The organism is Bariatricus sp. SGI.019 (assembly GCF_050315235.1).
In the GTDB taxonomy this organism is placed as follows: domain Bacteria; phylum Bacillota; class Clostridia; order Lachnospirales; family Lachnospiraceae; genus JAFBIX01.
This window is the reverse complement of the sequence record NZ_JBNPOQ010000010.1, coordinates 99,054-122,055: the sequence shown is the minus strand read 5'-3', so window position 1 is coordinate 122,055 and position 23,002 is coordinate 99,054. Positions and strand designations below refer to the sequence as shown.

Sequence of the window (23,002 nt, the reverse complement as noted above, 5' to 3'; positions counted from 1 at the left end):
AAGGAGGAATAGTAAATGAATACAGAATTATTAGAAGCATTGAATATTTTGGAAAAAGAAAAGGATATCAGCAAAGAGACTTTGTTGGATGCAATTGAAAATTCTCTGCTGAATGCCTGCAAGAACCATTTTGGAAAGGCTGACAACATTAAATTGATCATGGACAGATCGACATGTGATTATAGCTTGTTCGCAGAGAAGACGGTTGTAGAAGAAGTAGAAGATAAGTTAGAACAGATCAGTTTGGAAGATGCAAAAGAAATTGACAGTAAATATGAGTTGGGAGATATTGTCCAGATTCCAATTGAATCAAAATCTTTTGGACGTATTGCAACTCAGAATGCAAAGAATCTGATTCTTCAGAAAATTCGTGAAGAAGAGCGTAAAGTAGTATATGATCAGTATTTTGAAAAAGAAAAGGATATCGTTACGGGTATTGTTCAGCGTTATGTAGGAAAGAATGTAAGTATTAACCTTGGAAAGGCTGATGCAATGCTTACAGAGAATGAACAGGTAAAAGGAGAAGTATTCAAACCGACAGAACGAATCAAATTGTATATCGTTGAAGTGAAGAATACGACAAAGGGACCAAAGATTCTTGTATCCCGTACACATCCAGAACTCGTAAAACGTTTGTTTGAATCAGAAGTGACAGAGGTAAAAGAAGGAATCGTAGAGATTAAGAGCATTGCAAGAGAGGCGGGAAGTAGAACGAAGATTGCGGTATGGTCTAATGATCCTGACGTTGATCCGGTAGGCGCATGTGTCGGCATGAACGGAGCAAGAGTGAATGCGATTGTAGAGGAACTGCGTAAAGAGAAGATTGATATTATTAACTGGAGTGATAACCCGGCCATTTTTATTGAGAATGCGTTAAGTCCAGCGAAAGTGATTTCTGTCATGGCTGATCCGGATGAGAAGACCGCAAGTGTCATTGTACCAGATTATCAGCTTTCACTGGCAATTGGTAAGGAAGGTCAGAATGCAAGACTTGCTGCAAGACTGACAGGATATAAGATTGATATAAAGAGTGAATCTCAGGCAATTGAATCTGGAGAACTACCTGAAAATTATATGGAACTGAGCGAAGGAGTATTTGAAGAAGAATACGATGAGCCATATGAGGAATCAGAAGGATATGCACCGGAAGAGGAAATTGCATTTGAGGAAGTAGACGATACAGAGGAATAGGTGATTGTTTGAGCGCAAATAAAAAGATACCTATGCGTAAATGTGTGGGATGTCAGGAAATGAAGAGTAAAAAAGAGATGATTCGTGTGATCAGAACTTCAGAAGGAGAATTTCTTCTGGATGCGACCGGAAAAAAGAATGGGCGTGGAGCGTATATCTGTCCTTCTAAGAACTGTCTGGAAAAGGCAGTAAAGAATAAAGGCCTTGAACGGTCATTTAAGCAGTCTATTCCGAGGGAAGTGTACGAAGCATTGGAAAAGGAGATGGAGATACTTGAAACAGAGTAAAGTATTAGCGCTTATTGGTCTGGCAACCAAAGCAGGCAAGACGGTCAGCGGAGAATTCTGTACTGAGAGGGAAGTGAAAGCTGGAAAAGCTGCATTGGTAATCGTGGCGGCAGATGCGTCTGATAATACGAAGAAGAAGTTTCAAAATATGTGTGGCTATTATCACGTGCCAATCTATTTTTATGAAGATAAAGATACCTTGGGGCATGCAATGGGAAAACAGTTCCGCGCATCTCTTGCAGTATTGGATGAGGGGTTTGCAAAAGGAATCAGGAAGCATATGGACACAGAAGATAACACAATTGCATAGAGGAGGTAGTTAATATGTCAAAAATTAAAATATATGAATTAGCAAAGGAATTAGATGTCCCAAGCAAGGATGTCATCGAATTTCTGACTGAAAAGAATATTGAAGTAAAGAATCATATGAGTACATTGGAGGATTCAGAAGCGGATATGACAAGAAAGGCCCTGGCAAAACGAAAAGCTCCAGAAGCAAAGACAGAACAGGAAGCTCCAAAGAAGAAGAATATCGTTCATGTATTCCGTCCGCAGAATACACAAAATGGAGCAAAGCAGGGAAGAAGACCTGGCAATCGTCCGGCACAGCAGGGAGGACGTCCTCAAGCTTCTCAGGGAAGACCGATGCAGGTTAACAACGGACGCCCATCCAAGGCTGCTCAGACAACACAGCAAGTACGTCCGGCAACACCGGCGGCAGAAAAACCACAGAAAGTAAAGACGCCGGAAAAACCAGTAGAAAAAGTGGCAGCTCAATCGGTACAGCCGACTGCGCCAGTGTCAGAAAAACCAAAGAATGTGCAGAACGTGGAGAAGCCGGCAGAGAAAAAAACGGAAAGATTATTTGATAGAAATTCCGAGAGGAATTCCGATAGAAATCAGTCTCAGAGACGCCCGGAGCAGCGTCAGGAAAAAGGCGGGGACAGACGTCAGGATTCTTCCAAAGATTCCAGAGGATTAGGACAGCGTCCGCAGCGTGGAGATCGCCCACAGGGAAATCGTCAGGATAGATTCTCGAATGATAGGGATAATAAAGACAGAGACAGTAGAGATGGAAGAGACAGGGACAGAAATCAGAACCGCAGATCCGGGGATAGAAATGACCGTCGTAATAATGACAGAAGAAATAATACCAGCATTCCGGCACCAGCTGTAGAGACACAGAAGCCACAGCGTAGCAAAGGAAAGGGAAAAGACGACTATAAGAAGAAAGATTATCGCCGCGAAGATGAAGATGACAGAATGCCAAAGGGAAAGAAAAAGAATGAGCCAAAACAGCAACTTCAAAAACCTCAGCAGAAACAACAGAAGGTGGAAGAAGAGATTAAGTCTATCGTAATTCCGGAAGTACTTACAATTAAAGAGCTTGCAGATAAGATGAAGATCGTACCATCTGTCATCGTTAAGAAGCTTTTTATGCAAGGCAAGATTGTAACGGTGAATCAGGAGATTGATTACGAGACGGCAGAAGAGATCGCACTGGAATTTGATGTGCTCTGTGAAAAAGAAGAGGTTGTAGATGTTATTGAAGAGCTTTTGAAAGAAGATGAAGAAGACGAATCTAAGATGAAGAAGCGTCCGCCGGTAGTCTGCGTCATGGGCCACGTTGACCATGGTAAGACTTCTCTTCTGGATGCCATTCGCCATACGAATGTGATTGATAAAGAGGCGGGCGGTATTACTCAGCACATCGGTGCATATGTAGTAAATGTAAATGGAGAGAAGATTACATTCCTTGACACACCAGGACATGAGGCATTTACTGCAATGCGTATGCGTGGTGCAAGTTCGACAGATATTGCGATTCTTGTGGTGGCTGCAGATGATGGTGTTATGCCGCAGACGGTTGAAGCAATCAATCACGCAAAGGCCGCAGGTGTTGAGATTGTGGTAGCTGTCAATAAGATTGATAAACCAAGTGCCAATATCGAGCGTGTGAAGCAAGAGCTTACAGAATATGAGTTAATTCCGGAAGACTGGGGCGGAAGTACAGTATTTGTTCCTGTATCTGCAAAGACTGGAGAAGGTCTGGAAGATTTGATGGAAATGATCATCCTGACTTCAGAAGTGATGGAATTAAAAGCCAATCCTGACCGAAGTGCAAGAGGTCTTGTATTGGAGGCACAATTGGATAAAGGAAGAGGTTCTGTAGCAACGGTTCTTGTACAGAAAGGAACTCTGCGTGTTGGTGATTCCATTGCCGCAGGCTCTGCTTATGGTAAAGTAAGAGCTATGATGGATGATAAAGGAAGACGTGTGAAAGAAGCAGGTCCATCTATGCCAGTAGAGATTCTTGGATTGAATGATGTTCCGAATGCCGGTGAAGTATTTGTGGGATGTGAAAATGATAAGGAAGCAAGAAGCTTTGCAGAGACATTCATCTCTCAGAGTAAGATGAAATTATTGGAAGAGACAAAATCAAAACTGTCTCTGGATGATCTGTTTACTCAGATTCAGGAAGGTAATCTGAAAGAACTTGGTATTGTTGTAAAGGCAGATGTACAAGGTTCTGTTGAAGCAATGAAGCAGAGTCTGTTAAAGCTGTCTAATGATGAAGTTGTTGTAAAGATCATTCATGGTGGTGTCGGTGCAATCAATGAGTCTGACGTCAGTCTTGCATCTGCATCCAATGCGATTATCATAGGATTTAATGTGCGCCCGGATGCAACTGCAAAAGAGACGGCAGAGCGCGAAGGTGTAGATATTCGTCTCTATCGAGTTATTTACAATGCGATTGAAGATGTTGAAGCAGCGATGAAAGGAATGCTGGATCCAATTTTTGAAGAAAGGGTATTAGGCCATGCAGAAGTACGTCAGACATTCAAAGCATCTGGCGTAGGAACTATTGCAGGTTCTTATGTGTTGGATGGTATGTTTGAAAGAGATTGTTCTGTGCGTCTGACACGAGATGGAATCGTTATCTTCGAAGGACCTCTTGCGTCTTTGAGACGTTTTAAAGATGATGTAAAAGAAGTAAAAGCAGGATATGAATGTGGATTTGTGTTCGCCAATTTTAATGATATTAAGGAAGGTGACCTTGTAGAAGCATTCAAGATGGTAGAAATCCCTAGATAATCTCAGGTGTTTCTTCCTGCAGAAAAGAGGGAGTAAAATGAGAAAAAGAAGTATTAAAAATACAAGAGTCAATACAGAAGTACAGCGAGAACTTAGTAATATAATTCGCGGAGGAATTAAGGATCCGCGAGTAGCTCCATGGACTTCTGTGGTCGCGGCGGAAGTAGCCCCGGATTTGAAAACCTGTAAAGCATATATCAGTGTGTTGGGGGATGCGTATGCACAGGCAGAGACAATTAAGGGCCTGCAAAGTGCGGAAGGCTATATCCGGCGAGAACTGGCACGTACATTGAATATGCGAAATACACCAGAAATTAAATTTGTGTTGGATCAGTCGATTGAATATGGCGTCAATATGTCAAAAAAAATCGATGAAGTGACCAAGGGCATGACAACGGAAGGTGATGCAGATGCTGAATAAGATTTTAAGCGATGCTAAGACAATTGCAATTAGCGGACATGTGCGCCCGGATGGCGATTGTGTAGGATCTTGTATTGGGTTATACCAGTATATTAAAGAGAATTTTACAGAAAAAAAAGTGGATGTCTATCTGGAAGAGATTCCAGAAGCATTCACATGTCTGAAAGCTACGAAAGAGATTCGTCATGAGATTCCGGACGAGAAAGTGCAATATGATCTGTTCTTTTGCCTGGATTGTGGTGATAAAGAACGTCTGGGATTCTCTGGTGAGTTGTTTGACAATGCGAAATATACTTATTGTATTGATCATCATATCAGTAATACTGGGTTTGCACAGGAAAGTTATGTGGTGCCGGATGCAAGTTCTACCTCAGAGTTAGTATATAATTTGCTGGAAGATGAGAAGATTTCTCTGGATACTGCCAATGCTCTCTATCTTGGCATTGTTCATGATACAGGTGTGTTCCAATATTCATGTGCGACCCCGTCGACATTCAGAATTGCAGCCAGATTGTTAGAGAAAGGTGTGGATGCACCGAGAATGATACAGGATACATATTATGAAAAGAGTTATGCTCAGAATCAGATTTTGGGAAGAGCATTGTTAGAGAGTATTTTATTTATGAATGGTACTTGTATTGCATCTTATGTCACCAAAAAAGTCATGGATTTTTATGGAGTTGATGCTAAAGATCTGGATGGAATCGTAAGTCAGCTTAGAATTACGAAGGGTGTAGAAGTCGCTATTTTTATGTATGAGATAGAGTCAAATACATACAAAGTAAGTCTTCGCTCTAAAAATTATATTGATGTGAGTAAGGTTGCACAGTATTTTGGCGGTGGAGGACATAAGAAAGCTGCCGGACTGACGATGATTGGAAGGCCGCACGATGTGATTAATAATCTTTCTGAGCAGATTGAAATACAGATGAAGGAATTGGCAGAATAAAAGACAGGAGAAAAAGATGATACACGGTATTTTAAATGTGTATAAAGAAAAAGGATATACTTCTCATGATGTTGTAGCAAAACTAAGGGGAATTGTTGGACAGAAAAAGATTGGGCATACGGGAACGTTAGATCCGGATGCGGTTGGTGTTCTTCCTGTCTGTCTGGGAAAAGCAACTAAATTATGCGATATGCTTACCGATAAGGATAAGACGTATGAGGCAATTCTTCTGTTGGGACGCTCTACGGATACGCAGGATACTAGCGGAACAACCTTGACAACCCGGGATACGTCTGCTCTTACAGAGGAAAAAGTAACAGAAGTGATAGAAAGTTATGTGGGAGAGTATGATCAGATACCACCGATGTATTCTGCATTGAAAGTAAATGGCAAGAAATTGTATGAACTTGCCAGAGAAGGAAAAGTAGTAGAACGAAAGGCAAGAAGAGTTGTGATATACCAGATCAGGATTCTTAAGATGGAGCTTCCGCGCGTGAAAATGGAGGTGTCCTGCTCAAAAGGAACGTATATCCGAACTTTATGTCATGACATTGGAGAAACACTTGGATGTGGTGGATGTATGGAAAGTTTAGTACGAACACGAGTCAGTAGCTTTCGGATTGCTGATAGTATGACTCTGGAAGAGATTTCCCAAAAATGTATGAAAGATTGTTTGATGGATGTGGTCATTCCAATTGATGCAATGTTCCAGGAATATCAAAGGATTGTGGTAAAAAGGAGCTGGGATTTTTTGGCGAAGAATGGAAATTCATTGCCGATGAATGCCGTGTACTTTGAGAACGAAGAAAAATTCAGAGAAAAAGTGGATGGAGATTATATGCGGTTATATGATGAACAGGGACATTTTGTTGCAATTTATAGTTGGAACGATGAAAAGAAAGAATATCAGATCATAAAGATGTTTTTTTGCGAAGATAAATAACGATTAGAGGGAATAGAATGCAATATATCAGTTTGCTGTCACATTATAATGACAGCAGAGAAACGGCAGTTACTTTTGGAAAATTTGATGGACTTCACAGAGGACATCAGATTTTGGCAGAAAAGGTACGTGAGCTGGGAGAAAAAGAAAAAATGAACAGTGTTGTGTGTTCCTTTGATATGCATCCTTTATGGGAAAGTAAAGGCATTCTCCCGCAAGTATTAATGACGGGGGAGGAACGAAGGGAACACTTGGAAGGAAAAGTGGATTATCTCGTAGAATGTCCATTTACTCAGGAGTTTCGTCAGATTCATGCAGAAGATTTTATTAAAAATATCATAAATGGTATTTTTCATGCGAAGTATGTTGTGGTAGGAACAGATTTTCAGTTTGGATATGAAAAGCATGGAGACATTCATATGCTTGCGGATTATGCAAAACGTTATGGATATGAATTGCTTGTGATGGAAAAGGAACGTTATAAAGACCGGATTATCAGTAGTACTTATATCAAAGAAGTTTTAAAGCAGGGAGATATGGAACTGGCAAAAAAACTTCTTGGGTATGCGTATAGCGTCAGCGGCAGAGTGGAACATGGCAAACAGCTTGGAAGAACATTGGGATTTCCAACATTGAATGTAGTATGGCCACATGATAAAATAGTTCCTCCGCGAGGAGTGTATTTTAGCAATGTCCGAATAGATGGCTGTTGGTATCATGGTATTTCGAATGTGGGAGTGAAGCCAACGGTAAGCAATGAGAACAAGGTGCTGATTGAAAGCTTTCTGTTTGATTTTCAAGGAAATGCCTATGGAGAAGAAGTGACTATTGAACTGTTGGAATTTCGACGTCCGGAACAGAAATTTGAAAATATTGAAGAGATGAAGACTTGTATCGATAGAGACATTGAATTCGGCAAACATTTTTTTGCGCTTGAGAGATAAGGAGAATACAAATGAGTATTACAACAATTTTTATGTTGTTTGGGGGATTGGGATTTTTCCTGTATGGTATGAAAATGATGAGCGAAGGTCTTGAAAAAGCGGCTGGAGCCAAAATGAGAAGTATTCTTGAATTTTTTACCAAGAACAGATTTATTGGAATGGTGGTAGGAATTATATTTACCGCAATTATTCAATCATCCAATGCAACAACTGTGATGGTAGTAAGTTTTGTGAATTCGGGACTTATGAATTTGATGCAGGCATCAGGAGTAATCTTGGGTGCTAATATTGGTACCACGATAACAGGGCAGCTTATCGCATTTAATTTATCGGATATTGCACCATTAATTGTTATTATTGGTGTCATTATGATCATGTTCTGTAAGAAACAGAGTATCAAAAAAATCGGAGAAGTAATACTGGGATTTGGTATTTTATTCATGGGTCTGAGTATCATGTCAGACAGTATGTCAGCAGTTAAAAATTCGCCGAGAATTTTGAATTTCCTGGCTTCATTGACGAATCCGTTTGCAGCGATTTTGGTTGGTTTTTTGATTACCGCTGTACTACAAAGCTCTTCTGCAACGGTAGGTATCATTCTGTTGATGGTATCCCAGAAACTTTTGGAATTTACCATTTGCCCGTTTATGATTTTGGGCTGTAATATTGGTTCTTGCGTATCTGCATTAGTAGCGAGCCTTAGCGGAAAAAAGGATGCAAAACGTGCCGCATTGATTCATTTCCTGTTCAATGTGATAGGTTCTGCAATATTCTTCTGTATTTTGCTTGTTGCAGTTGAACCGTTTACAAATGCGATTTTGTATATATCTGGTGGTAGTCTGGCACGTTCCGTTGCAAATGTACATACTCTGATGAAAGTATTGGAAGTAGCCATGATGTTCCCATTCATGGGATGGATTGTGAAATTAACTTATAAGATTGTTCCGGGTAAAGATACAACTGCAGAGGATCAGTATGAATTGCTTTATATTGGTGATGGTTCTATGATGTCACCTACAACAGCAGTAATGGATAGCATTCATGAAATTGAGCATATGGGTAAAGTTGCGGTCATGAATTTAAAAAAATCAATGGATGCGCTTTGTAATCTGAATGAAAAAGAGATACAAGAAGTCTATGAAACAGAAGAATATATCGATTTCTTGAACCGTAAAATTACGGATTATTTAGTAAAAGCAAATGAGATCGCGCTCCCTATTGCGGATGAAAAATTGATCGGTGGTTTGTTTCATGTGGTGAATGATATTGAAAGAATCGGAGATCATGCAGAGAATTTTGTGGATTCTGCGAAGACTAGAATTGAGCGCGGGATAGAGCTGACTGATAAGGCAAAAAAGCAGCTTCTTGATATGATGGATAAGACTACGAAAATATTAGAATATTCTCTTGAAATGTTTACAAACCGCAATTATGAGCATATGAGGGAAATTCTGCAGTTGGAAGAAGAGATTGATGAGATGGAGAAGAAACTGCAGAATGCACATGTAAAGAGATTGACGAAGAATAAATGTACTCCGGAGGCGGGAATGATATTCTCTGATACAATATCAGGTCTGGAGCGTGTAGCTGATCATGCGACCAATATTGCATTTGCAATTTTGGAACCAATGAATGAACAGGATGATGAAGAGGAAGAATAAGATTTTTCTTTACATTAGGTGTATGTTATGATATACTATATCACTGTGAGAGCCGATGTTCGGTAAATGGAATCTCCAACCGTTACTTAATGTCTGGCGTTATAAAAGTTTAAGGAGGAAACAAAAATGATTTCTAAAGAACAGAAAGAACAGATTGTAGCAGAATATGGAAGAACACCTGGGGATACAGGTTCACCAGAAGTACAGATTGCTATTCTGACAGCAAGAATTAATGATCTGACAGAGCATTTCAAGAACAATCCAAAGGATCATCATTCAAGAAGAGGACTTTTGAAAATGGTTGGTCAGAGAAGAGGACTTCTTGCTTATCTTAAGAAGACAGATATCGAGAGATATCGTACATTAATTGAAAGACTTGGATTAAGAAAATAATTGCATAGTTTGTGTACGAAAGAACCTTGCCTGGATACAGGCAGGGTTTTCTTTTTGTTACCTGAAATGCAGTGACAAAAATTACAAAAATCAAGCTGGATATTACGAAAACAGACGCAATTTACTGTATATCTGGTATTCTAATCTTAAGATACGTATAGAAAAAAGGAATTGAGATGTTTACAGACGAAGAAATTTTAGATTTATTAGAGCAAGATAAAGATTACGGGGCAAAAGTGCTGATGGAACAGTATTCGTCTTTGATTCGAAGTACTTGTGCCTCAAAACTTAGGAGTCAGGAAGATATTGATGAATGTGTGAATGATGTGTTTGCAGAATTCTGTCTGAATCACAGTCGTTTTGACAAATCAAAGGGAACTCTCAGAAATTATCTGTGTACTATTGCTGAACGAAGAGCCGTTGACAGATTTCGGAAAAACTGTCGAAGACAGAAAATAGAGAATGAGGTCCTGGAAAGATATAAAGAAGAAAAGGACATCCATATTAATCAGACAAAGCAGGCGGAACAATTGGAAGAAGCAATGGAACAGCTTCCGCCTTTGGACCAGCAGATTTTGAGCATGCATTATTATAATGGCTTAAGTTATGGGGAAATTGCAGAAGAGCTGGATATGAAGTATGAAAATGTCAAGAAAAGAGGATCGAGAGGGAAAAAGAAATTGTTGTATTTTATCCTGATCAGTATATTGATATTCGGCATTACAGCCAGTGCAGTCAATATCATGAAGAGACATGGCTGGCTTCCATCCTGGTTCCCATTCTATGATTTGATTATGTCGGAAGAATCTTCGGATCAAGATGAAACTGTGCAAAAAAGGAAAGGAGAAGATCCAATAAAAACTCGTTCAAAAGAAGAGGAAACGGAAGACAATCAGGAAGAAGAAATAAAACAGTCAGGAGTGGCTGGCGCAGTTCATTCTATAAAAGAAGCAGTAAGTGGTGTGAAAAAGTATCAGTTTTCTCTTATGGACGGCTTGATCTGGTCCGATATTCCGTCCTATGAAATGGTGAAAAATACACAGAAATTTGTGAAGGATGATGTGACATATGAACTGGATAATGTATTTTATCAAAATGGAATATGGAAGATAGATATCAGATTAACGTGTTCGGATATGGAGCGAGTATATGATGATATAGATTCTTATGAAGAACTGACACCAGAAGAAAAGGCGGAACTATTCCAAAATAAGCCGAATGGCTGGAGCTATAATGAAGCACACTATCTGGAAAAGGCATATTTGCAGTCGGCAGGTGATAGAAAATTTTTCTTGGAATATCAAAAGGGACACATTAATAGTCCCGGAGAGGAGTACATATTTATAGCCAGTTATTATGGAAAATGGGTACCGGAAGAGGATGGAGCCGACAAGATCGATGTCTCAATCGTGCTTCCTGAGGGGAATGAATTCTTTGTGACAATGAAAAAACTGGATGTAAAAGAATATAGTGAATCTTCAGAAGATACTTCAGAAGGGGTAAAACGGAACTCAGCAGTTGTGAATGGAATCTATATGAAGACAGGGCTTACAGCGTTAAAAGAAGGAATGGCCATTGTTAATCTCTATCAGGAGAATCCGGAAGAATATAAAATAGATGATCTGATAACCAGAGGTTACTTTTGGTATCAGGAAGGGGAGATAGAGCATCCTGTATTAATTGACTCGGCTGGGAATTCTTATGAACGCTGCCGGATAAATGTGCAGGATACAGAGACGGAAACAGGATACAGAAGAGGATTTGAGATTTATTTTCGGAATATAGAGCCAGGGGAATATATACTGCGGATCCCTCAGTTATGCCTGAGAAAAGAAGCTATGACAGAGCCGGTAGAGATTGATCTTCCAATGGAAGAGGATGATTACCTGGGGTGTGACCAGACGGTTTTATTTGATGATGGGACAGGGCTTCATATCACAGGGATCAGACGTCATTGTACCATTACGTATCAATATAATCTCTCGAACGGACAGGTCGATATCATTGAGGGCCGTCGCTGGGATTATGAACTATTATATGAACCGGTTTCTGGATCGCCTGAAACGGAGCCTCAGTTTGTGATTGCAAAGGCGACAGGGACTGCATCAAATGGGCAGTCGGTAAATGCCAGTGTTCCATATATAGATGACCGGGAGTTCTATGCGTTATCTGTAGAGAGTGAGGATATACCGGAATCTTTGAATGTACAATTTTATAGCCCGGTATATGTATTGAAGAAAGAAGTTTTATTTGATATTACACTTCAAGAATAATGAAAGAAAAGAAGTCGACTTCATAATCGGCTTCTTTTTTTACAAAAAAATAAATAATATGTCCCCGTTTTTGATTTTGAAACGAATAGGAAAATGACAAAGGGGGAGAACATATGTTAAAAATAATAATCTGTGAAGATAATATAAATGATTGTGAAGAATTAAAACAGACACTCAGTCATCTGCTTTTTGACAGAGAGGAAGTGACTTTTGAGTGTTATGAAGACGGATCTGAATTGGTGGAAGTGATGGAAAGAGGCGGACATATCTGGGCAGATCTAATCTTCATGGATATTACGATGCCCAGATTAGATGGAATGAAAACAGCACATATTTTACGGAGAAATGATGTGGATTCTGCAATAATTTTTATTACTGCAAGAAAGGATATGGTATTTCAGGGATATGAAGTACAGGCGTATGCATATCTAATAAAACCTGTGGCAGTAGAAAAACTGGAAGAAATACTGCAGTCTTATCTGGAAAAACGAAGAAAGGTTCAGGGACAGTTCTTTTTAATAAAAAGGCAGAAAAGGAAAGAGTTTATCCTATTAAATGCAATTAAATATCTGATGAGTGATAAACGAAAAATTAAAGCAGTCGTTGAATATCCCTGCGAATCCATTGAATTTTATATGAAGATGCAAGAAGCAGAAGAAGTATTGAAATCAGCAGGATTTTTTCGATGTCATCAGAGCTATCTGGTAAATATGCATCATGTCCTCTACTGGGATGGCAACAGCATTGTGATGAAAGGAAATGAGAAAATTCCGGTCAGCCGAAAATACCGTGAAGAAGTAAATCGAAAAATCGAAAGTTGTTCAAATCTGTGAGAATATGTAATTTGGTAGTAGAATATTTAAAACCTATATGATATAATATTTAAGATTGCGAACAGGAATATCTAGACCGAGACCACTGAAAAGTACATTTGCCTGATAAATGTGTTTTTCAGTAGTTTCGGCAGCTCCTGTTTTGCAAGAAATGCATATCTAAGAATGATAAAGGAGAATCATATGTATAAGAAGTTTGAAATGGAATTAGCTGGAAGAACTCTGCGCGTTGATGTTGACAGAGTTGCAAAGCAAGCCAATGGTGCAGTCTTAATGCATTATGGAGATACTACCGTATTATGTACGGCAACAGCATCTGAAAAACCAAGAGAAGGAATTGACTTCTTCCCTTTAAGTGTTGAATATAATGAAAGATTATATTCTGTTGGAAAGATTCCGGGAGGATTCAATAAGAGAGAGGGAAAAGCATCTGAGAATGCAATCCTCACCTGTCGTGTAATTGACCGCCCGATGAGACCGTTATTCCCAAAGGATTACCGTAATGATGTTACTTTGGAAAACCTTGTATTATCTGTAGATCAGGATTGCTCTCCAGAATTAACAGCAATGTTGGGAGCTGCTATTGCAACATGCATCTCAGACATCCCGTTTGATGGACCGATCTCTACGACTCAGGTAGGTCTGGTTAATGGAGAATTTGTATTTAATCCGACGGCAGAGCAGAAAGAAGTATCTGATCTTGCGTTAACAGTTGCTTCTACAAAAGAAAAGGTTATCATGATTGAAGCCGGAGCAAATGAAGTTCCGGAACAGCAGATGATCGAGGCGATTTTTGCTGCACATGAAGTGAATCAGAAAGTTATTGCTTTTATTGAAACAATCGTAGAAGAGTGCGGTAAGCCAAAACATGAATACGAAAGCTGTGCAGTACCGGAAGAATTATTTGCTGCAATCAAAGAAATCGTTCCGCCTGAGGCGATGGAAGAAGCTGTATTTACCGATGAGAAGCAGGTAAGAGAAGAAAATATCCGACAGATTACAGAAAAATTAGAGGAAGCATTTGCAGACAATGAAGAATGGCTGGCTGTGCTGGGTGAAGCGATATATCAATATCAGAAAAAGACGGTTCGTAAGATGATCTTGAAAGATCACAAGCGTCCGGATGGAAGAGCAATCGATCAGATCAGACCGCTTGCTGCAGAGATCGACCTGATTCCGAGAGTTCATGGTTCTGCAATGTTTACACGTGGACAGACTCAGATCTGTACAGTTACAACACTTGCGCCACTTGCAGAAGCGCAGAGACTGGATGGACTGGATGAATCCGAGACTTCTAAGAGATATATGCACCACTATAATTTCCCGTCTTACTCTGTTGGTGAGACAAGACCGTCCAGAGGACCTGGTCGTCGTGAGATCGGACATGGTGCATTGGCTGAGAGAGCATTGGTACCGGTACTTCCAAGCGAAGCAGAATTCCCATATGCAATTCGTACCGTATCTGAGACATTTGAATCTAATGGTTCAACTTCTCAGGCAAGTATCTGTGCATCTTCTATGTCACTGATGGCTGCAGGTGTGCCAATCAAATCCGCAGTTGCAGGTATCTCTGCAGGATTGGTAACAGGAGAGACGGATGACGATTATCTGGTGTTGACAGATATTCAGGGGCTGGAAGACTTCTTCGGCGATATGGACTTTAAAGTAGCCGGTACACACAAAGGTATTACCGCAATCCAGATGGATATCAAGATCCACGGCTTGACAAGACCAATTATTGAAGAAGCTATTGCTGCAACAAAGAAGGCAAGAACCTATATTCTGGATGAAGTAATGTCAAAGACAATCGCCGAGCCAAGACCAGAAGTAGGCCCATACGCACCGAAGATCATCCAGATGCAGATCGATCCACAGAAGATTGGTGATGTTGTAGGTCAGCGCGGTAAGACAATCAATGCGATTATTGAACAGACAGGCGTAAAGATTGACATTACCGATGACGGAGCAGTATCCATCTGCGGAACAGACGCAGATAATATGCAAAAAGCCCAGAGACTGATTCACATTATTGTAACAGACTTTGAGGCCGGACAGGTGTTAGAAGGAAAAGTAGTCAGCATCAAAGAATTTGGCGCATTCCTGGAATTTGCACCAGGAAAAGAAGGAATGGTGCACATTTCAAAGATTTCCAAAGAGAGAATCAACCATGTAGAAGACGTATTGACATTAGGCGATGTAGTCAAAGTTGTATGCCTTGGAAAAGATAAGATGGGCAGAATGTCATTTAGTATGAAAGACGTAGCTGAATAAAAAAGTGTTAAATGGGGACGTAGTATTTTTGCAAAATACTACGTCCCCATTTGCAATATGCGGTGTACCCAAATGAAAAGATTTAGACGAAAAGTCTATGTCTTTTTTTATTTTGGCATAAATGTTGGATTGGAACATATATTGAGTTAAAGAGGTGGACAATGATGCAAGAGAATCGAATATTAAGTGTTTTACCCCGCAGCATTCGGGTGTTGATCGGTAAAGAACATCTGCAATATGAGTATTTGCAGGAGATTAAACTACGTGTGGAGAAGCCGCTGCTTCTGGTTTACCGCGGAGAGGAGATAATACCTGGCAATCAGCGGGGCAAGCCTTATATCGTTACCAGGGAAGACATCAGAGAAATGCTGGAATATATCAGTAATTATTCTTTATATGCATATGAGCAGGAAATGAAGCAAGGATATATTACGATTGAAGGAGGACATAGAGTTGGAATGACAGGACAGGCAATCATTGAAAATGGAAAAGTAAAGAATTTAAGATATATTTCGTCAATTAATCTGAGAATGTCTCATGAGATTCTTGGATGTGCGGATCCGATATTTCCGTTTATAACGTATAACAAAAAATTGTACCATACATTGATCGTATCACCGCCGCGGTGTGGAAAAACAACTCTGCTAAGGGATATGATCCGACAAATTTCCAATGGAAATGGATGGATAAACGGAATGTCAGTTGGAGTAGTAGATGAGCGCTCGGAACTCGGCGGATGTTATATGGGAGTAGCACAGACTCAGCTTGGAATCCGTACGGATGTATTGGACTGCTGCCCGAAAGCAGAGGGTATGATCATGTTGATTCGTTCCATGGGGCCGGAAGTGATTGCGGTGGATGAAATTGGAACGGCAGAGGATGTACATGCTATTGAATATGCCATGCATTGTGGATGTAAGATGCTGGCAACCGTGCATGCAGATTCTATGGAAGAATTACGGAAGAAGCCTTTGTTTGATCAGATGGTGGCTGAAAAACGGTTTGAACGGTATGTATTGCTGGAAAACCGGGAACATGTAGGACAGGTAGAAGGAATCTATGACAGCAGAGGAACTCTTTTGTATCGGGAGACGTTACAAGTGTCATGATGTTGAAAGTTATAGGAAGTCTGATTGTTATAATGACATCTGCCTGTGGAGGAATTGTGGCTGCAGAGCACATTCGGGATCAATATGAACAGATGAGATATCTTCAGAAGTTGATCTACCGGCTCCGTAGTGAGATCTTTTATTCTAGAGCATATCTGGGCGAAGCATTTCAGCAGATTGCAGTATCATCCAAAGAGCCGTACAAGAGTTGGATGAAGCAGCTGGCGGAACAGACAGAAAGAAGAACCGGAGGGGTATTTTCAATCATATGGGAAGAAAACACACGAAAATATCTTGCAGATGCCGGACTTCCGAAAGATGTTCTGGATAGATTATCGGCACTGGGCGGACAATTTGGAATTGCAGATATTGAGATGCAGGTCCGGACGCTGGATCTTTATCTGGAAGAATTGAATCTGTCTATGGAAGAACAACATGAAACGATGAATTCAAGAATCAGATTATATCGTTGTCTGGGTGTCATGAGTGGAATCTTTGTTACGATCCTGCTGATATAAAGGAGGCATAAATGAGTATAAATCTAATTTTTAAGATTGCGGCGGTTGGAATATTGGTATCAGTACTGTGCCAGGTCTTAAAACACAGTGGGAGAGAAGAACAGGCATTTCTGACAAGTCTGGCAGGTCTGATACTGGTGCTGTTTTGGATTGTACCATATATATATGAATTGTTTTCTTCCATCCGGCAGCTGTTTTTGTTATAGGAAAGAAGGGATACATATGAATATGCTGCAGATTGGAATTCTGGGAGTTGCGGGAACACTTCTGGCAGTACAATTCAAAAGTGGAAAATCAGAATATGGTATCTATATAAGCGCTGCGTTGAGTCTGATTATTTTTTCCTGTATTCTTGGACAACTGGATATCATCGTGGATGCCGTGAAAACAATTGGAAATTATATTAAGATGGATCAGTCTTATATAGGCACATTAATGAAAATGCTAGGAATTACTTATGTGGCAGAATTCTCTTCCAGCATCTGCAAAGATTCAGGATATCAGACGATTGCCACGCAGATTGAAATATTCGGCAAACTGGCAGTTATGTTATTAAGCATGCCGATTCTTATGGCGCTTCTGGATACGATCAAGGGGTTTTTGTCATGAGAAAAAGGCTGATTATATGGCTTACGATATTTGAAATCATGGCTGTGTGGATTGGGATTGGAGGTCAGGTATCGGCAGCGGAAACAGAGGAAGAACAAAGCAGACTGAAAGAAGAAATGATAGACCAGTTTGATTTTGAGGATATCAACGATGTTCTGAAAGATTTATTTCCAGAAGAAAAGATGGATTTTAAGGAAACATTATTGGGGATTCTTTCTGGGGATCTGACTTTCTCTGCAGAATTGCTGAATCGGTTATTGGAAGACCAGGTCGGATATGCATTTCGAGTCAGCAAAGACAATCTGATTCATATTCTTCTGATCGCTGTGATTGCAGCAGTATTTACGAATTTTTCCAGAGTTTTTCAAAGCCGCCAAATTGCAGAAATCAGTTTTTATGTCTTATATCTTCTGGTGATTGCATTGACATTAAGTTCTTTTGCAGCTGTAGTAGACTGGGTCAGCGGTGGGATTACAAATCTGACTTCGTTTATGGGAGTGTTTTGTCCATTGTATTTTTTGGCAGTTGCAATTGCAAAAGGTAGTGTTACATCCGTTGCTTTTTATAATCTGGTTTTATTTCTGATTTATCTGGTAGAACTTCTGGTGGCTAATTTTTTACTTCCATTGATACATATCTACATGATGGTAAAAGTACTAAATTATCTGTCTGAGGAAGATTATCTCAGTAAGTTTTCGGAGCTTATTGAACTGGGCGTATCTTGGATCTTAAAAACTTTATTAGCGTGTATTATAGGGTTAAATGTAGTTCAGGGGTTGATTAATCCGGCTATTGATACGGTAAAACGAAGTGTCGTTACACGCAGTGCAGAGGCAATTCCTGGAGTTGGAGATGCAATCGGCGGAATCACAGAAGTTGTGCTAGGGACAGCGGTTTTAGTAAAAAATGGTATTGGCATGACTGGAGCAGTAATCTGTATTGCCCTTTGTGTTGTGCCAATGCTTCAGATTATATGTATTATATTTTTATACAAATTAATGGCAGCCTTGATCCAGCCAATCTCTGATAAACGAATGGTGGGGTGTGTAGAAACAGTCAGTGAAGGATGCCATCTCTTATTAAAAGTCTTATTTACGACAGGAGTTTTGTTCCTTCTTACAATCGTTGTAGTGGCAGCAACAACGGGAAATATCTAAGGTGATGAGATGTTTGAATATCTGTATCAATGGATGGAAAATCTTGCGTTTTATATGGTTATGATCACAGCGGTTATGCATATTATTCCTGATAAGGGATATCAACGATATCTGCGCTTCTTTACGGGGCTGGTCCTGATTATTATGCTGGCTGCGCCGATAGTGAAACTCTTGGGAATGGAGAGCAGTTGGGAAAATCTATACGAGAATGATGAATATTTGACTAAGATTGAAAAAATAGAGAATTCCACAGATTATCTGGAAACAATTAATCCGGAAGAATATCTGAATGAAGTTCAGAAGGAATATCAGGATGATAACGAAAATGAAGAAGGCAGTGAAGAAAATATGGAAATTGATGTGGAGGAGATAAGAATTGGAAGATAAGAAGAAGTGGTTTAAGATTCCAAAGGATTTCTCAATAAAAAAAGATCAGTTAATGATTATTTTTTTGGTGGGAGTTCTTTTACTTGTCATTGCTCTTCCTACAGAACAAAAGAAAGAACAATCGGATAGTTATGAAGAAGAAACGGTTTCAACTGCAGGAAGCGGAATTGATACCGAGCAGGATGTGTATCTTTCGAAACTAGAAAGGCGGCTGGAAAATGTCTTATCACAGATGGAAGGAACTGGCAAAGTCACGGTTATGATTACTTTGGAGTCTTCTGCAGAGAAAGTGGTGGAAAAGGATATAGAGGCGGACAGCGAGACGGTTACGGAGACAGACAGTCAGGGAGGGACACGTACAACGCAGAACAGTACGCATGGAGAAACCACTGTATATAACGGAGACAATACGCAGAGTCAGGAACCCTATATAAGTAAAGAATTAAGCCCTCAGGTAGAAGGAGTAGTTGTTCTTGCGGAAGGTGGTGATAATGCAGTCGTGAAACAGAATATTACTGAAGCTGTCCAAGCATTATTTGGAATAGACACGCATAAGATTAGGGTAATGAAGAAAAGTTAAAAAATAAGTGGCATGGTAGGAGGATGAACAGTGAAACGAATTTTGAAGAAGAACCAGATTATTATTGCAGCATTGGCTGTTATGATCGCAGCGGCCGGATACTTGAATTATTCCGGCAAAATATTTGGTGAGAAAAATGATGCAGAACAGACAAATGCAGAATTGGCGAATCAGGAACTTTTGGATATTTCGGAGGAAGATCTGGAAAGTTCAGCGGGTGATATCGAAAGTCAGGACAGTGATGCAGGTGACAGCGTAGACGGAACTCCAGGGGAAGCAGTACTTACAAGCGGAGAGGCAAGAGGTGTTGTGGCAGAAGCGAAGGTAACCAGAGAGCAGGTGCGTGCAAAGAACAAAGAATCTTTGATGGAAATCATAGATAATGAGAATCTAAGTGATGAACAGAAACAGGAAGCAGTCAATCAGATGGTAGCAATGACTGAATTGGCAGAAAAAGAAGCAGCGGCAGAGACATTGCTTGCATCCAAAGGGTTTGATGAAGTTGTCGTCAGTTTAACAGCCGATACTGCGGATGTAGTTGTCAATGCCGCAGAATTGAGTGATGCGAATCGGGCCCAGATTGAAGATATTGTTACCAGAAAGACCGGAGTGGCAGCGCAGAATATCGTAATCACGCCTGTATATAATGAAGGAAAATCGGAATAAATCATGAATAGATTAAGGAAATCCATTTCGGGTTTCCTTTTTTATTTTATGCATCCGAAGGAAGCTGACAATGGTGGATTCGGGATTCTTTGATAGATTCCGAAAATTCGTAATTGAGGAATGAAAACAGGTGTGTTATACTGACTAATAGCGTGTAAAAACGGTTATATTATTTATAGGAGTGTTTATATATATGTCACAGATTACGAATGAAGTAAAGGAGCAGATTAAAAAAAGAAGAACATTTGCAATTATTTCCCACCCGGATGCCGGTAAAACAACATTGACAGAAAAGTTCCTGTTGTATGGAGGAGCCATCAATCAGGCCGGAAGTGTCAAGGGAAAAGCCACTGCAAAGCATGCCGTGTCTGACTGGATGGAAATTGAGAAGGAAAGAGGTATCTCTGTTACGTCTTCCGTATTGCAGTTTAATTATGGCGGCTATTGTATTAATATTCTGGATACGCCTGGACATCAGGATTTCTCGGAAGATACTTACCGTACCCTGATGGCGGCTGATTCTGCGGTGATGGTCATTGATGCATCGAAAGGTGTCGAGGCACAGACCAGAAAGCTGTTCAAGGTATGTACTATGCGTCACATTCCAATTTTTACATTTATTAATAAGATGGATCGTGAGGCGTTGGACACATTCGAGCTTTTGGATGATATTGAAAGCGAGCTTGGAATTGCAACCTGCCCGGTAAACTGGCCGATTGGTTCAGGTAAGGAATTTAAAGGGGTTTATGACAGAGCAACGAAGAAAGTAGAACTTTTTTCCGATACCCATAAGGGAACAACACAGGGTGAAGTAAAGAAGATCGCAATCGATGCCCCTGAGATTACAGATTGGGTGACAGAAGAACAAAGGGAGAAGCTTGAAGAAGAGATTGAACTTCAGGATGGTGCCGGTGCAGAATTTGATCAGGAATTAGTCAGTAAAGGCGAATTGTCACCTGTATTCTTTGGATCAGCACTTACAAATTTCGGAGTAGAGACATTTTTACAACATTTCTTAAAAATGACGACTTCACCGCTTCCAAGAATGTCTGATCAGGGGGCGATAGATCCGATGGAAGAATCAGAATTCTCTGCATTTGTATTCAAGATTCAGGCGAATATGAATAAGGCACACAGAGACAGAATTGCATTTATGAGAATCTGTTCCGGTGAATTCGAAGCAGGAATGGATGTATTTCATATACAAGGCGGCAAAAAAGTACGGCTTTCTCAGCCACAGCAGATGATGGCAAGTGAAAGGAAGATGATTGAAAAAGCATATGGTGGAGACATCATCGGTGTATTTGATCCGGGAATCTTTTCCATTGGAGATACTCTGACGACATCCGGTGATAAATTTGCATATGAAGGAATCCCGACCTTTGCGCCAGAACATTTTGCAAGAGTGCGTCAGGTAGATACCATGAAGAGAAAGCAGTTCATCAAAGGTATCAACCAGATCGCTCAGGAAGGTGCAATCCAGATATTCCAGGAATATAATACAGGAATGGAAGAAATTATCGTTGGAGTAGTTGGTGTTCTCCAGTTTGATGTACTGAAATACAGACTTGAGAATGAATATAACGTAGAGATCCGTCTGGATACTCTGCCATATGAACACATTCGCTGGATAGAAAATACAGATATTGATCTCGATAAACTCACTGGAACTTCAGATATGAAGAAAGTAAAAGATCTGAAAGGACGTCCGTTACTCCTGTTCGTCAATGACTGGAGCATCCGTATGACATTGGAAAGAAACAACGGACTAGAATTATCCGAATTTGGCAGATAGGGACACGGTAAATTTAATTTGGGACGGGGGAAAATGAAAAAACCCCCGTCCCCACTTTGCAAATGTGTATAAATTTGATATAATAAAATGAATTGTAAGATGAGACAGGAGGTTTCTAGAATGAGTAAAGAAGAGAAAAGTACGTATACAATAAAAGCTGACGAGAATCTTGGAGAGGTTAAGATCGCAGATGATGTTGTATCTATCATTGCCGGTCTTGCAGCGATGGAAGTGGACGGTGTGTCATCAATGGCCGGGAATGCGACCAGAGAGTTGATTAGCAAGTTGGGAATGAAGTCTCTGTCTAAAGGAGTAAAAGTTGATGTACTGGAAGGAATTGTTACCGTTTCACTGGCGCTGAACCTGAAGTATGGGTATAGTATCAAAGAGACTACAGCTAAGGTGCAGGAGAAGGTAAAAGCGGCAATTGAAAATATGACAGGTCTTGAAGTTGCTGACGTGAATATCCGTGTGGCCGGGGTAGATGTGCCGGAGGAAGTATAAGTGAAGAGAACAGAGTTAAGAGAACATATCTTTAAGGTATTGTTTGGAGTAGAGTTTAATGCAGAGCAGGAAATGCCAGAACAATTACAGCTTTATTTTGAACAATTAGAGGATGCCAGGGAAAAAGATCTGGATTATATTCGAACCAAATCATCTAAAATTGCGGAGAAGATTGCGGAAATTGATTCGTTGATTAATGAGCATACTACCGGATGGAAGACCAGTCGAATGAACAAGGTGGATCTGACGATTCTCAGACTTGCTGTATATGAAATGAAGTGGGATGAAGATGTACCGACAGGCGTAGCAATTGATGAGGCAGTAGAATTAGCGAAAAAGTATAGCAGTGATGAAGGCCCTGCTTTCATAAATGCTGTGCTTGGAAAACTTGCAGAATAATAAGCAGAGGTAGATA

General features: G+C 40.2%; 24 protein-coding genes. All 24 read left to right on the top strand.

Annotated features, from left to right (window positions below):
- Positions 1–15 precede the first annotated feature (15 nt).
- The 24 genes from nusA to nusB all read left to right on the top strand — a co-directional run bounded on the left by nusA (position 16) and on the right by nusB (position 22,986).
- A complete protein-coding gene (gene nusA / locus ACQRD1_RS08270; protein WP_235231544.1) occupies positions 16–1,191 on the top strand; it encodes a transcription termination factor NusA in 1,176 nt (391 codons plus the stop codon).
- Positions 1,192–1,223: 32 nt separating this feature from the next.
- Positions 1,224–1,478 (top strand): RNase P modulator RnpM, encoded by a 255-nt coding sequence (rnpM, locus tag ACQRD1_RS08265; protein WP_328282582.1) that lies wholly within the window; start codon positions 1,224–1,226, stop codon positions 1,476–1,478.
- On the top strand, positions 1,465–1,788 hold the full coding sequence (locus ACQRD1_RS08260; protein ID WP_427787227.1) for a L7Ae/L30e/S12e/Gadd45 family ribosomal protein: 324 nt from the start codon (positions 1,465–1,467) through the stop codon (positions 1,786–1,788). Before rnpM ends, ACQRD1_RS08260 begins: the two co-directional genes overlap by 14 nt.
- Positions 1,789–1,802: 14 nt before the next feature.
- Positions 1,803–4,574: a translation initiation factor IF-2 gene (gene infB / locus ACQRD1_RS08255; protein WP_235231541.1), complete on the top strand. Its 2,772-nt coding sequence runs from the start codon at positions 1,803–1,805 to the stop codon at positions 4,572–4,574.
- Positions 4,575–4,611: 37 nt separating this feature from the next.
- Positions 4,612–4,995, top strand: a complete 384-nt coding sequence (rbfA, locus tag ACQRD1_RS08250) for a 30S ribosome-binding factor RbfA (protein WP_235231540.1) — start codon at positions 4,612–4,614, stop codon at positions 4,993–4,995.
- Complete coding sequence (locus tag ACQRD1_RS08245) at positions 4,985–5,944, top strand: DHH family phosphoesterase (RefSeq protein WP_235231539.1); 960 nt, start codon at positions 4,985–4,987, stop codon at positions 5,942–5,944. Before rbfA ends, ACQRD1_RS08245 begins: the two co-directional genes overlap by 11 nt.
- 16 nt (positions 5,945–5,960) lie before the next feature.
- Entirely contained in the window at positions 5,961–6,887 is a 927-nt protein-coding gene (gene truB / locus ACQRD1_RS08240; RefSeq protein WP_427787226.1) for a tRNA pseudouridine(55) synthase TruB, read from the top strand.
- 17 nt (positions 6,888–6,904) lie between these two features.
- Positions 6,905–7,831: a bifunctional riboflavin kinase/FAD synthetase gene (locus tag ACQRD1_RS08235; protein WP_427742078.1), complete on the top strand. Its 927-nt coding sequence runs from the start codon at positions 6,905–6,907 to the stop codon at positions 7,829–7,831.
- An 11-nt stretch (positions 7,832–7,842) separates the two neighbouring features.
- A complete protein-coding gene (locus tag ACQRD1_RS08230; protein ID WP_235231536.1) occupies positions 7,843–9,492 on the top strand; it encodes a Na/Pi cotransporter family protein in 1,650 nt (549 codons plus the stop codon).
- Positions 9,493–9,618: 126 nt separating this feature from the next.
- Complete coding sequence (gene rpsO, locus ACQRD1_RS08225) at positions 9,619–9,885, top strand: 30S ribosomal protein S15 (RefSeq protein ID WP_235231535.1); 267 nt, start codon at positions 9,619–9,621, stop codon at positions 9,883–9,885.
- 176 nt (positions 9,886–10,061) lie between these two features.
- On the top strand, positions 10,062–12,158 hold the full coding sequence (locus ACQRD1_RS08220; protein ID WP_235231534.1) for an RNA polymerase sigma factor: 2,097 nt from the start codon (positions 10,062–10,064) through the stop codon (positions 12,156–12,158).
- Positions 12,159–12,271: 113 nt separating this feature from the next.
- Positions 12,272–12,991, top strand: a complete 720-nt coding sequence (locus ACQRD1_RS08215; protein ID WP_235231533.1) for a LytR/AlgR family response regulator transcription factor — start codon at positions 12,272–12,274, stop codon at positions 12,989–12,991.
- A gap of 183 nt (positions 12,992–13,174) precedes the next feature.
- Positions 13,175–15,262 (top strand): polyribonucleotide nucleotidyltransferase, encoded by a 2,088-nt coding sequence (locus ACQRD1_RS08210; protein ID WP_235231532.1) that lies wholly within the window; start codon positions 13,175–13,177, stop codon positions 15,260–15,262.
- A 164-nt stretch (positions 15,263–15,426) separates the two neighbouring features.
- Positions 15,427–16,371, top strand: a complete 945-nt coding sequence (gene spoIIIAA, locus ACQRD1_RS08205; RefSeq protein WP_235231556.1) for a stage III sporulation protein AA — start codon at positions 15,427–15,429, stop codon at positions 16,369–16,371.
- Positions 16,368–16,889, top strand: coding sequence for a stage III sporulation protein AB (locus ACQRD1_RS08200; protein WP_235231531.1), 522 nt, complete (start codon positions 16,368–16,370; stop codon positions 16,887–16,889). Before spoIIIAA ends, ACQRD1_RS08200 begins: the two co-directional genes overlap by 4 nt.
- Positions 16,890–16,900: 11 nt before the next feature.
- Entirely contained in the window at positions 16,901–17,095 is a 195-nt protein-coding gene (gene spoIIIAC / locus ACQRD1_RS08195; protein WP_235231530.1) for a stage III sporulation protein AC, read from the top strand.
- 16 nt (positions 17,096–17,111) lie between these two features.
- Complete coding sequence (locus tag ACQRD1_RS08190) at positions 17,112–17,498, top strand: SpoIIIAC/SpoIIIAD family protein (RefSeq protein WP_235231529.1); 387 nt, start codon at positions 17,112–17,114, stop codon at positions 17,496–17,498.
- A complete protein-coding gene (locus ACQRD1_RS08185) occupies positions 17,495–18,655 on the top strand; it encodes a stage III sporulation protein AE (protein WP_235231528.1) in 1,161 nt (386 codons plus the stop codon). The genes ACQRD1_RS08190 and ACQRD1_RS08185 overlap by 4 nt, the downstream gene beginning before the upstream one ends.
- A gap of 9 nt (positions 18,656–18,664) precedes the next feature.
- Entirely contained in the window at positions 18,665–19,042 is a 378-nt protein-coding gene (locus tag ACQRD1_RS08180) for a stage III sporulation protein AF (RefSeq protein WP_235231527.1), read from the top strand.
- A complete protein-coding gene (locus ACQRD1_RS08175) occupies positions 19,032–19,622 on the top strand; it encodes a stage III sporulation protein AG (protein ID WP_427787225.1) in 591 nt (196 codons plus the stop codon). The genes ACQRD1_RS08180 and ACQRD1_RS08175 overlap by 11 nt, the downstream gene beginning before the upstream one ends.
- Before the next feature lie 30 nt (positions 19,623–19,652).
- Positions 19,653–20,288, top strand: coding sequence for a SpoIIIAH-like family protein (locus ACQRD1_RS08170; protein ID WP_235231525.1), 636 nt, complete (start codon positions 19,653–19,655; stop codon positions 20,286–20,288).
- 193 nt (positions 20,289–20,481) lie between these two features.
- Complete coding sequence (locus tag ACQRD1_RS08165; protein WP_235231524.1) at positions 20,482–22,083, top strand: peptide chain release factor 3; 1,602 nt, start codon at positions 20,482–20,484, stop codon at positions 22,081–22,083.
- A gap of 120 nt (positions 22,084–22,203) precedes the next feature.
- Entirely contained in the window at positions 22,204–22,587 is a 384-nt protein-coding gene (locus ACQRD1_RS08160) for an Asp23/Gls24 family envelope stress response protein (RefSeq protein ID WP_235231523.1), read from the top strand.
- The gene (gene nusB / locus ACQRD1_RS08155; protein WP_235231522.1) at positions 22,588–22,986 is read left to right on the top strand and encodes a transcription antitermination factor NusB; all 399 of its coding nucleotides are present in this window, start codon (positions 22,588–22,590) and stop codon (positions 22,984–22,986) included.
- The last annotated feature ends 16 nt before the right edge of the window (positions 22,987–23,002 follow it).

What these genes read in the sequence shown, in the direction of transcription:
- nusA (WP_235231544.1), top strand. Translation starts at nt 16, where the DNA reads ATGAATACAGAATTATTAGAAGCATTGAATATTTTGGAAAAAGAAAAG.
- rnpM (WP_328282582.1), top strand. Translation starts at nt 1,224, where the DNA reads ATGCGTAAATGTGTGGGATGTCAGGAAATGAAGAGTAAAAAAGAGATG.
- infB (WP_235231541.1), top strand. Translation starts at nt 1,803, where the DNA reads ATGTCAAAAATTAAAATATATGAATTAGCAAAGGAATTAGATGTCCCA.
- rbfA (WP_235231540.1), top strand. Translation starts at nt 4,612, where the DNA reads ATGAGAAAAAGAAGTATTAAAAATACAAGAGTCAATACAGAAGTACAG.
- ACQRD1_RS08245 (WP_235231539.1), top strand. Translation starts at nt 4,985, where the DNA reads ATGCTGAATAAGATTTTAAGCGATGCTAAGACAATTGCAATTAGCGGA.
- truB (WP_427787226.1), top strand. Translation starts at nt 5,961, where the DNA reads ATGATACACGGTATTTTAAATGTGTATAAAGAAAAAGGATATACTTCT.
- ACQRD1_RS08235 (WP_427742078.1), top strand. Translation starts at nt 6,905, where the DNA reads ATGCAATATATCAGTTTGCTGTCACATTATAATGACAGCAGAGAAACG.
- ACQRD1_RS08230 (WP_235231536.1), top strand. Translation starts at nt 7,843, where the DNA reads ATGAGTATTACAACAATTTTTATGTTGTTTGGGGGATTGGGATTTTTC.
- rpsO (WP_235231535.1), top strand. Translation starts at nt 9,619, where the DNA reads ATGATTTCTAAAGAACAGAAAGAACAGATTGTAGCAGAATATGGAAGA.
- ACQRD1_RS08220 (WP_235231534.1), top strand. Translation starts at nt 10,062, where the DNA reads ATGTTTACAGACGAAGAAATTTTAGATTTATTAGAGCAAGATAAAGAT.
- ACQRD1_RS08215 (WP_235231533.1), top strand. Translation starts at nt 12,272, where the DNA reads ATGTTAAAAATAATAATCTGTGAAGATAATATAAATGATTGTGAAGAA.
- ACQRD1_RS08210 (WP_235231532.1), top strand. Translation starts at nt 13,175, where the DNA reads ATGTATAAGAAGTTTGAAATGGAATTAGCTGGAAGAACTCTGCGCGTT.
- spoIIIAA (WP_235231556.1), top strand. Translation starts at nt 15,427, where the DNA reads ATGCAAGAGAATCGAATATTAAGTGTTTTACCCCGCAGCATTCGGGTG.
- ACQRD1_RS08200 (WP_235231531.1), top strand. Translation starts at nt 16,368, where the DNA reads ATGATGTTGAAAGTTATAGGAAGTCTGATTGTTATAATGACATCTGCC.
- spoIIIAC (WP_235231530.1), top strand. Translation starts at nt 16,901, where the DNA reads ATGAGTATAAATCTAATTTTTAAGATTGCGGCGGTTGGAATATTGGTA.
- ACQRD1_RS08190 (WP_235231529.1), top strand. Translation starts at nt 17,112, where the DNA reads ATGAATATGCTGCAGATTGGAATTCTGGGAGTTGCGGGAACACTTCTG.
- ACQRD1_RS08185 (WP_235231528.1), top strand. Translation starts at nt 17,495, where the DNA reads ATGAGAAAAAGGCTGATTATATGGCTTACGATATTTGAAATCATGGCT.
- ACQRD1_RS08180 (WP_235231527.1), top strand. Translation starts at nt 18,665, where the DNA reads ATGTTTGAATATCTGTATCAATGGATGGAAAATCTTGCGTTTTATATG.
- ACQRD1_RS08165 (WP_235231524.1), top strand. Translation starts at nt 20,482, where the DNA reads ATGTCACAGATTACGAATGAAGTAAAGGAGCAGATTAAAAAAAGAAGA.
- ACQRD1_RS08160 (WP_235231523.1), top strand. Translation starts at nt 22,204, where the DNA reads ATGAGTAAAGAAGAGAAAAGTACGTATACAATAAAAGCTGACGAGAAT.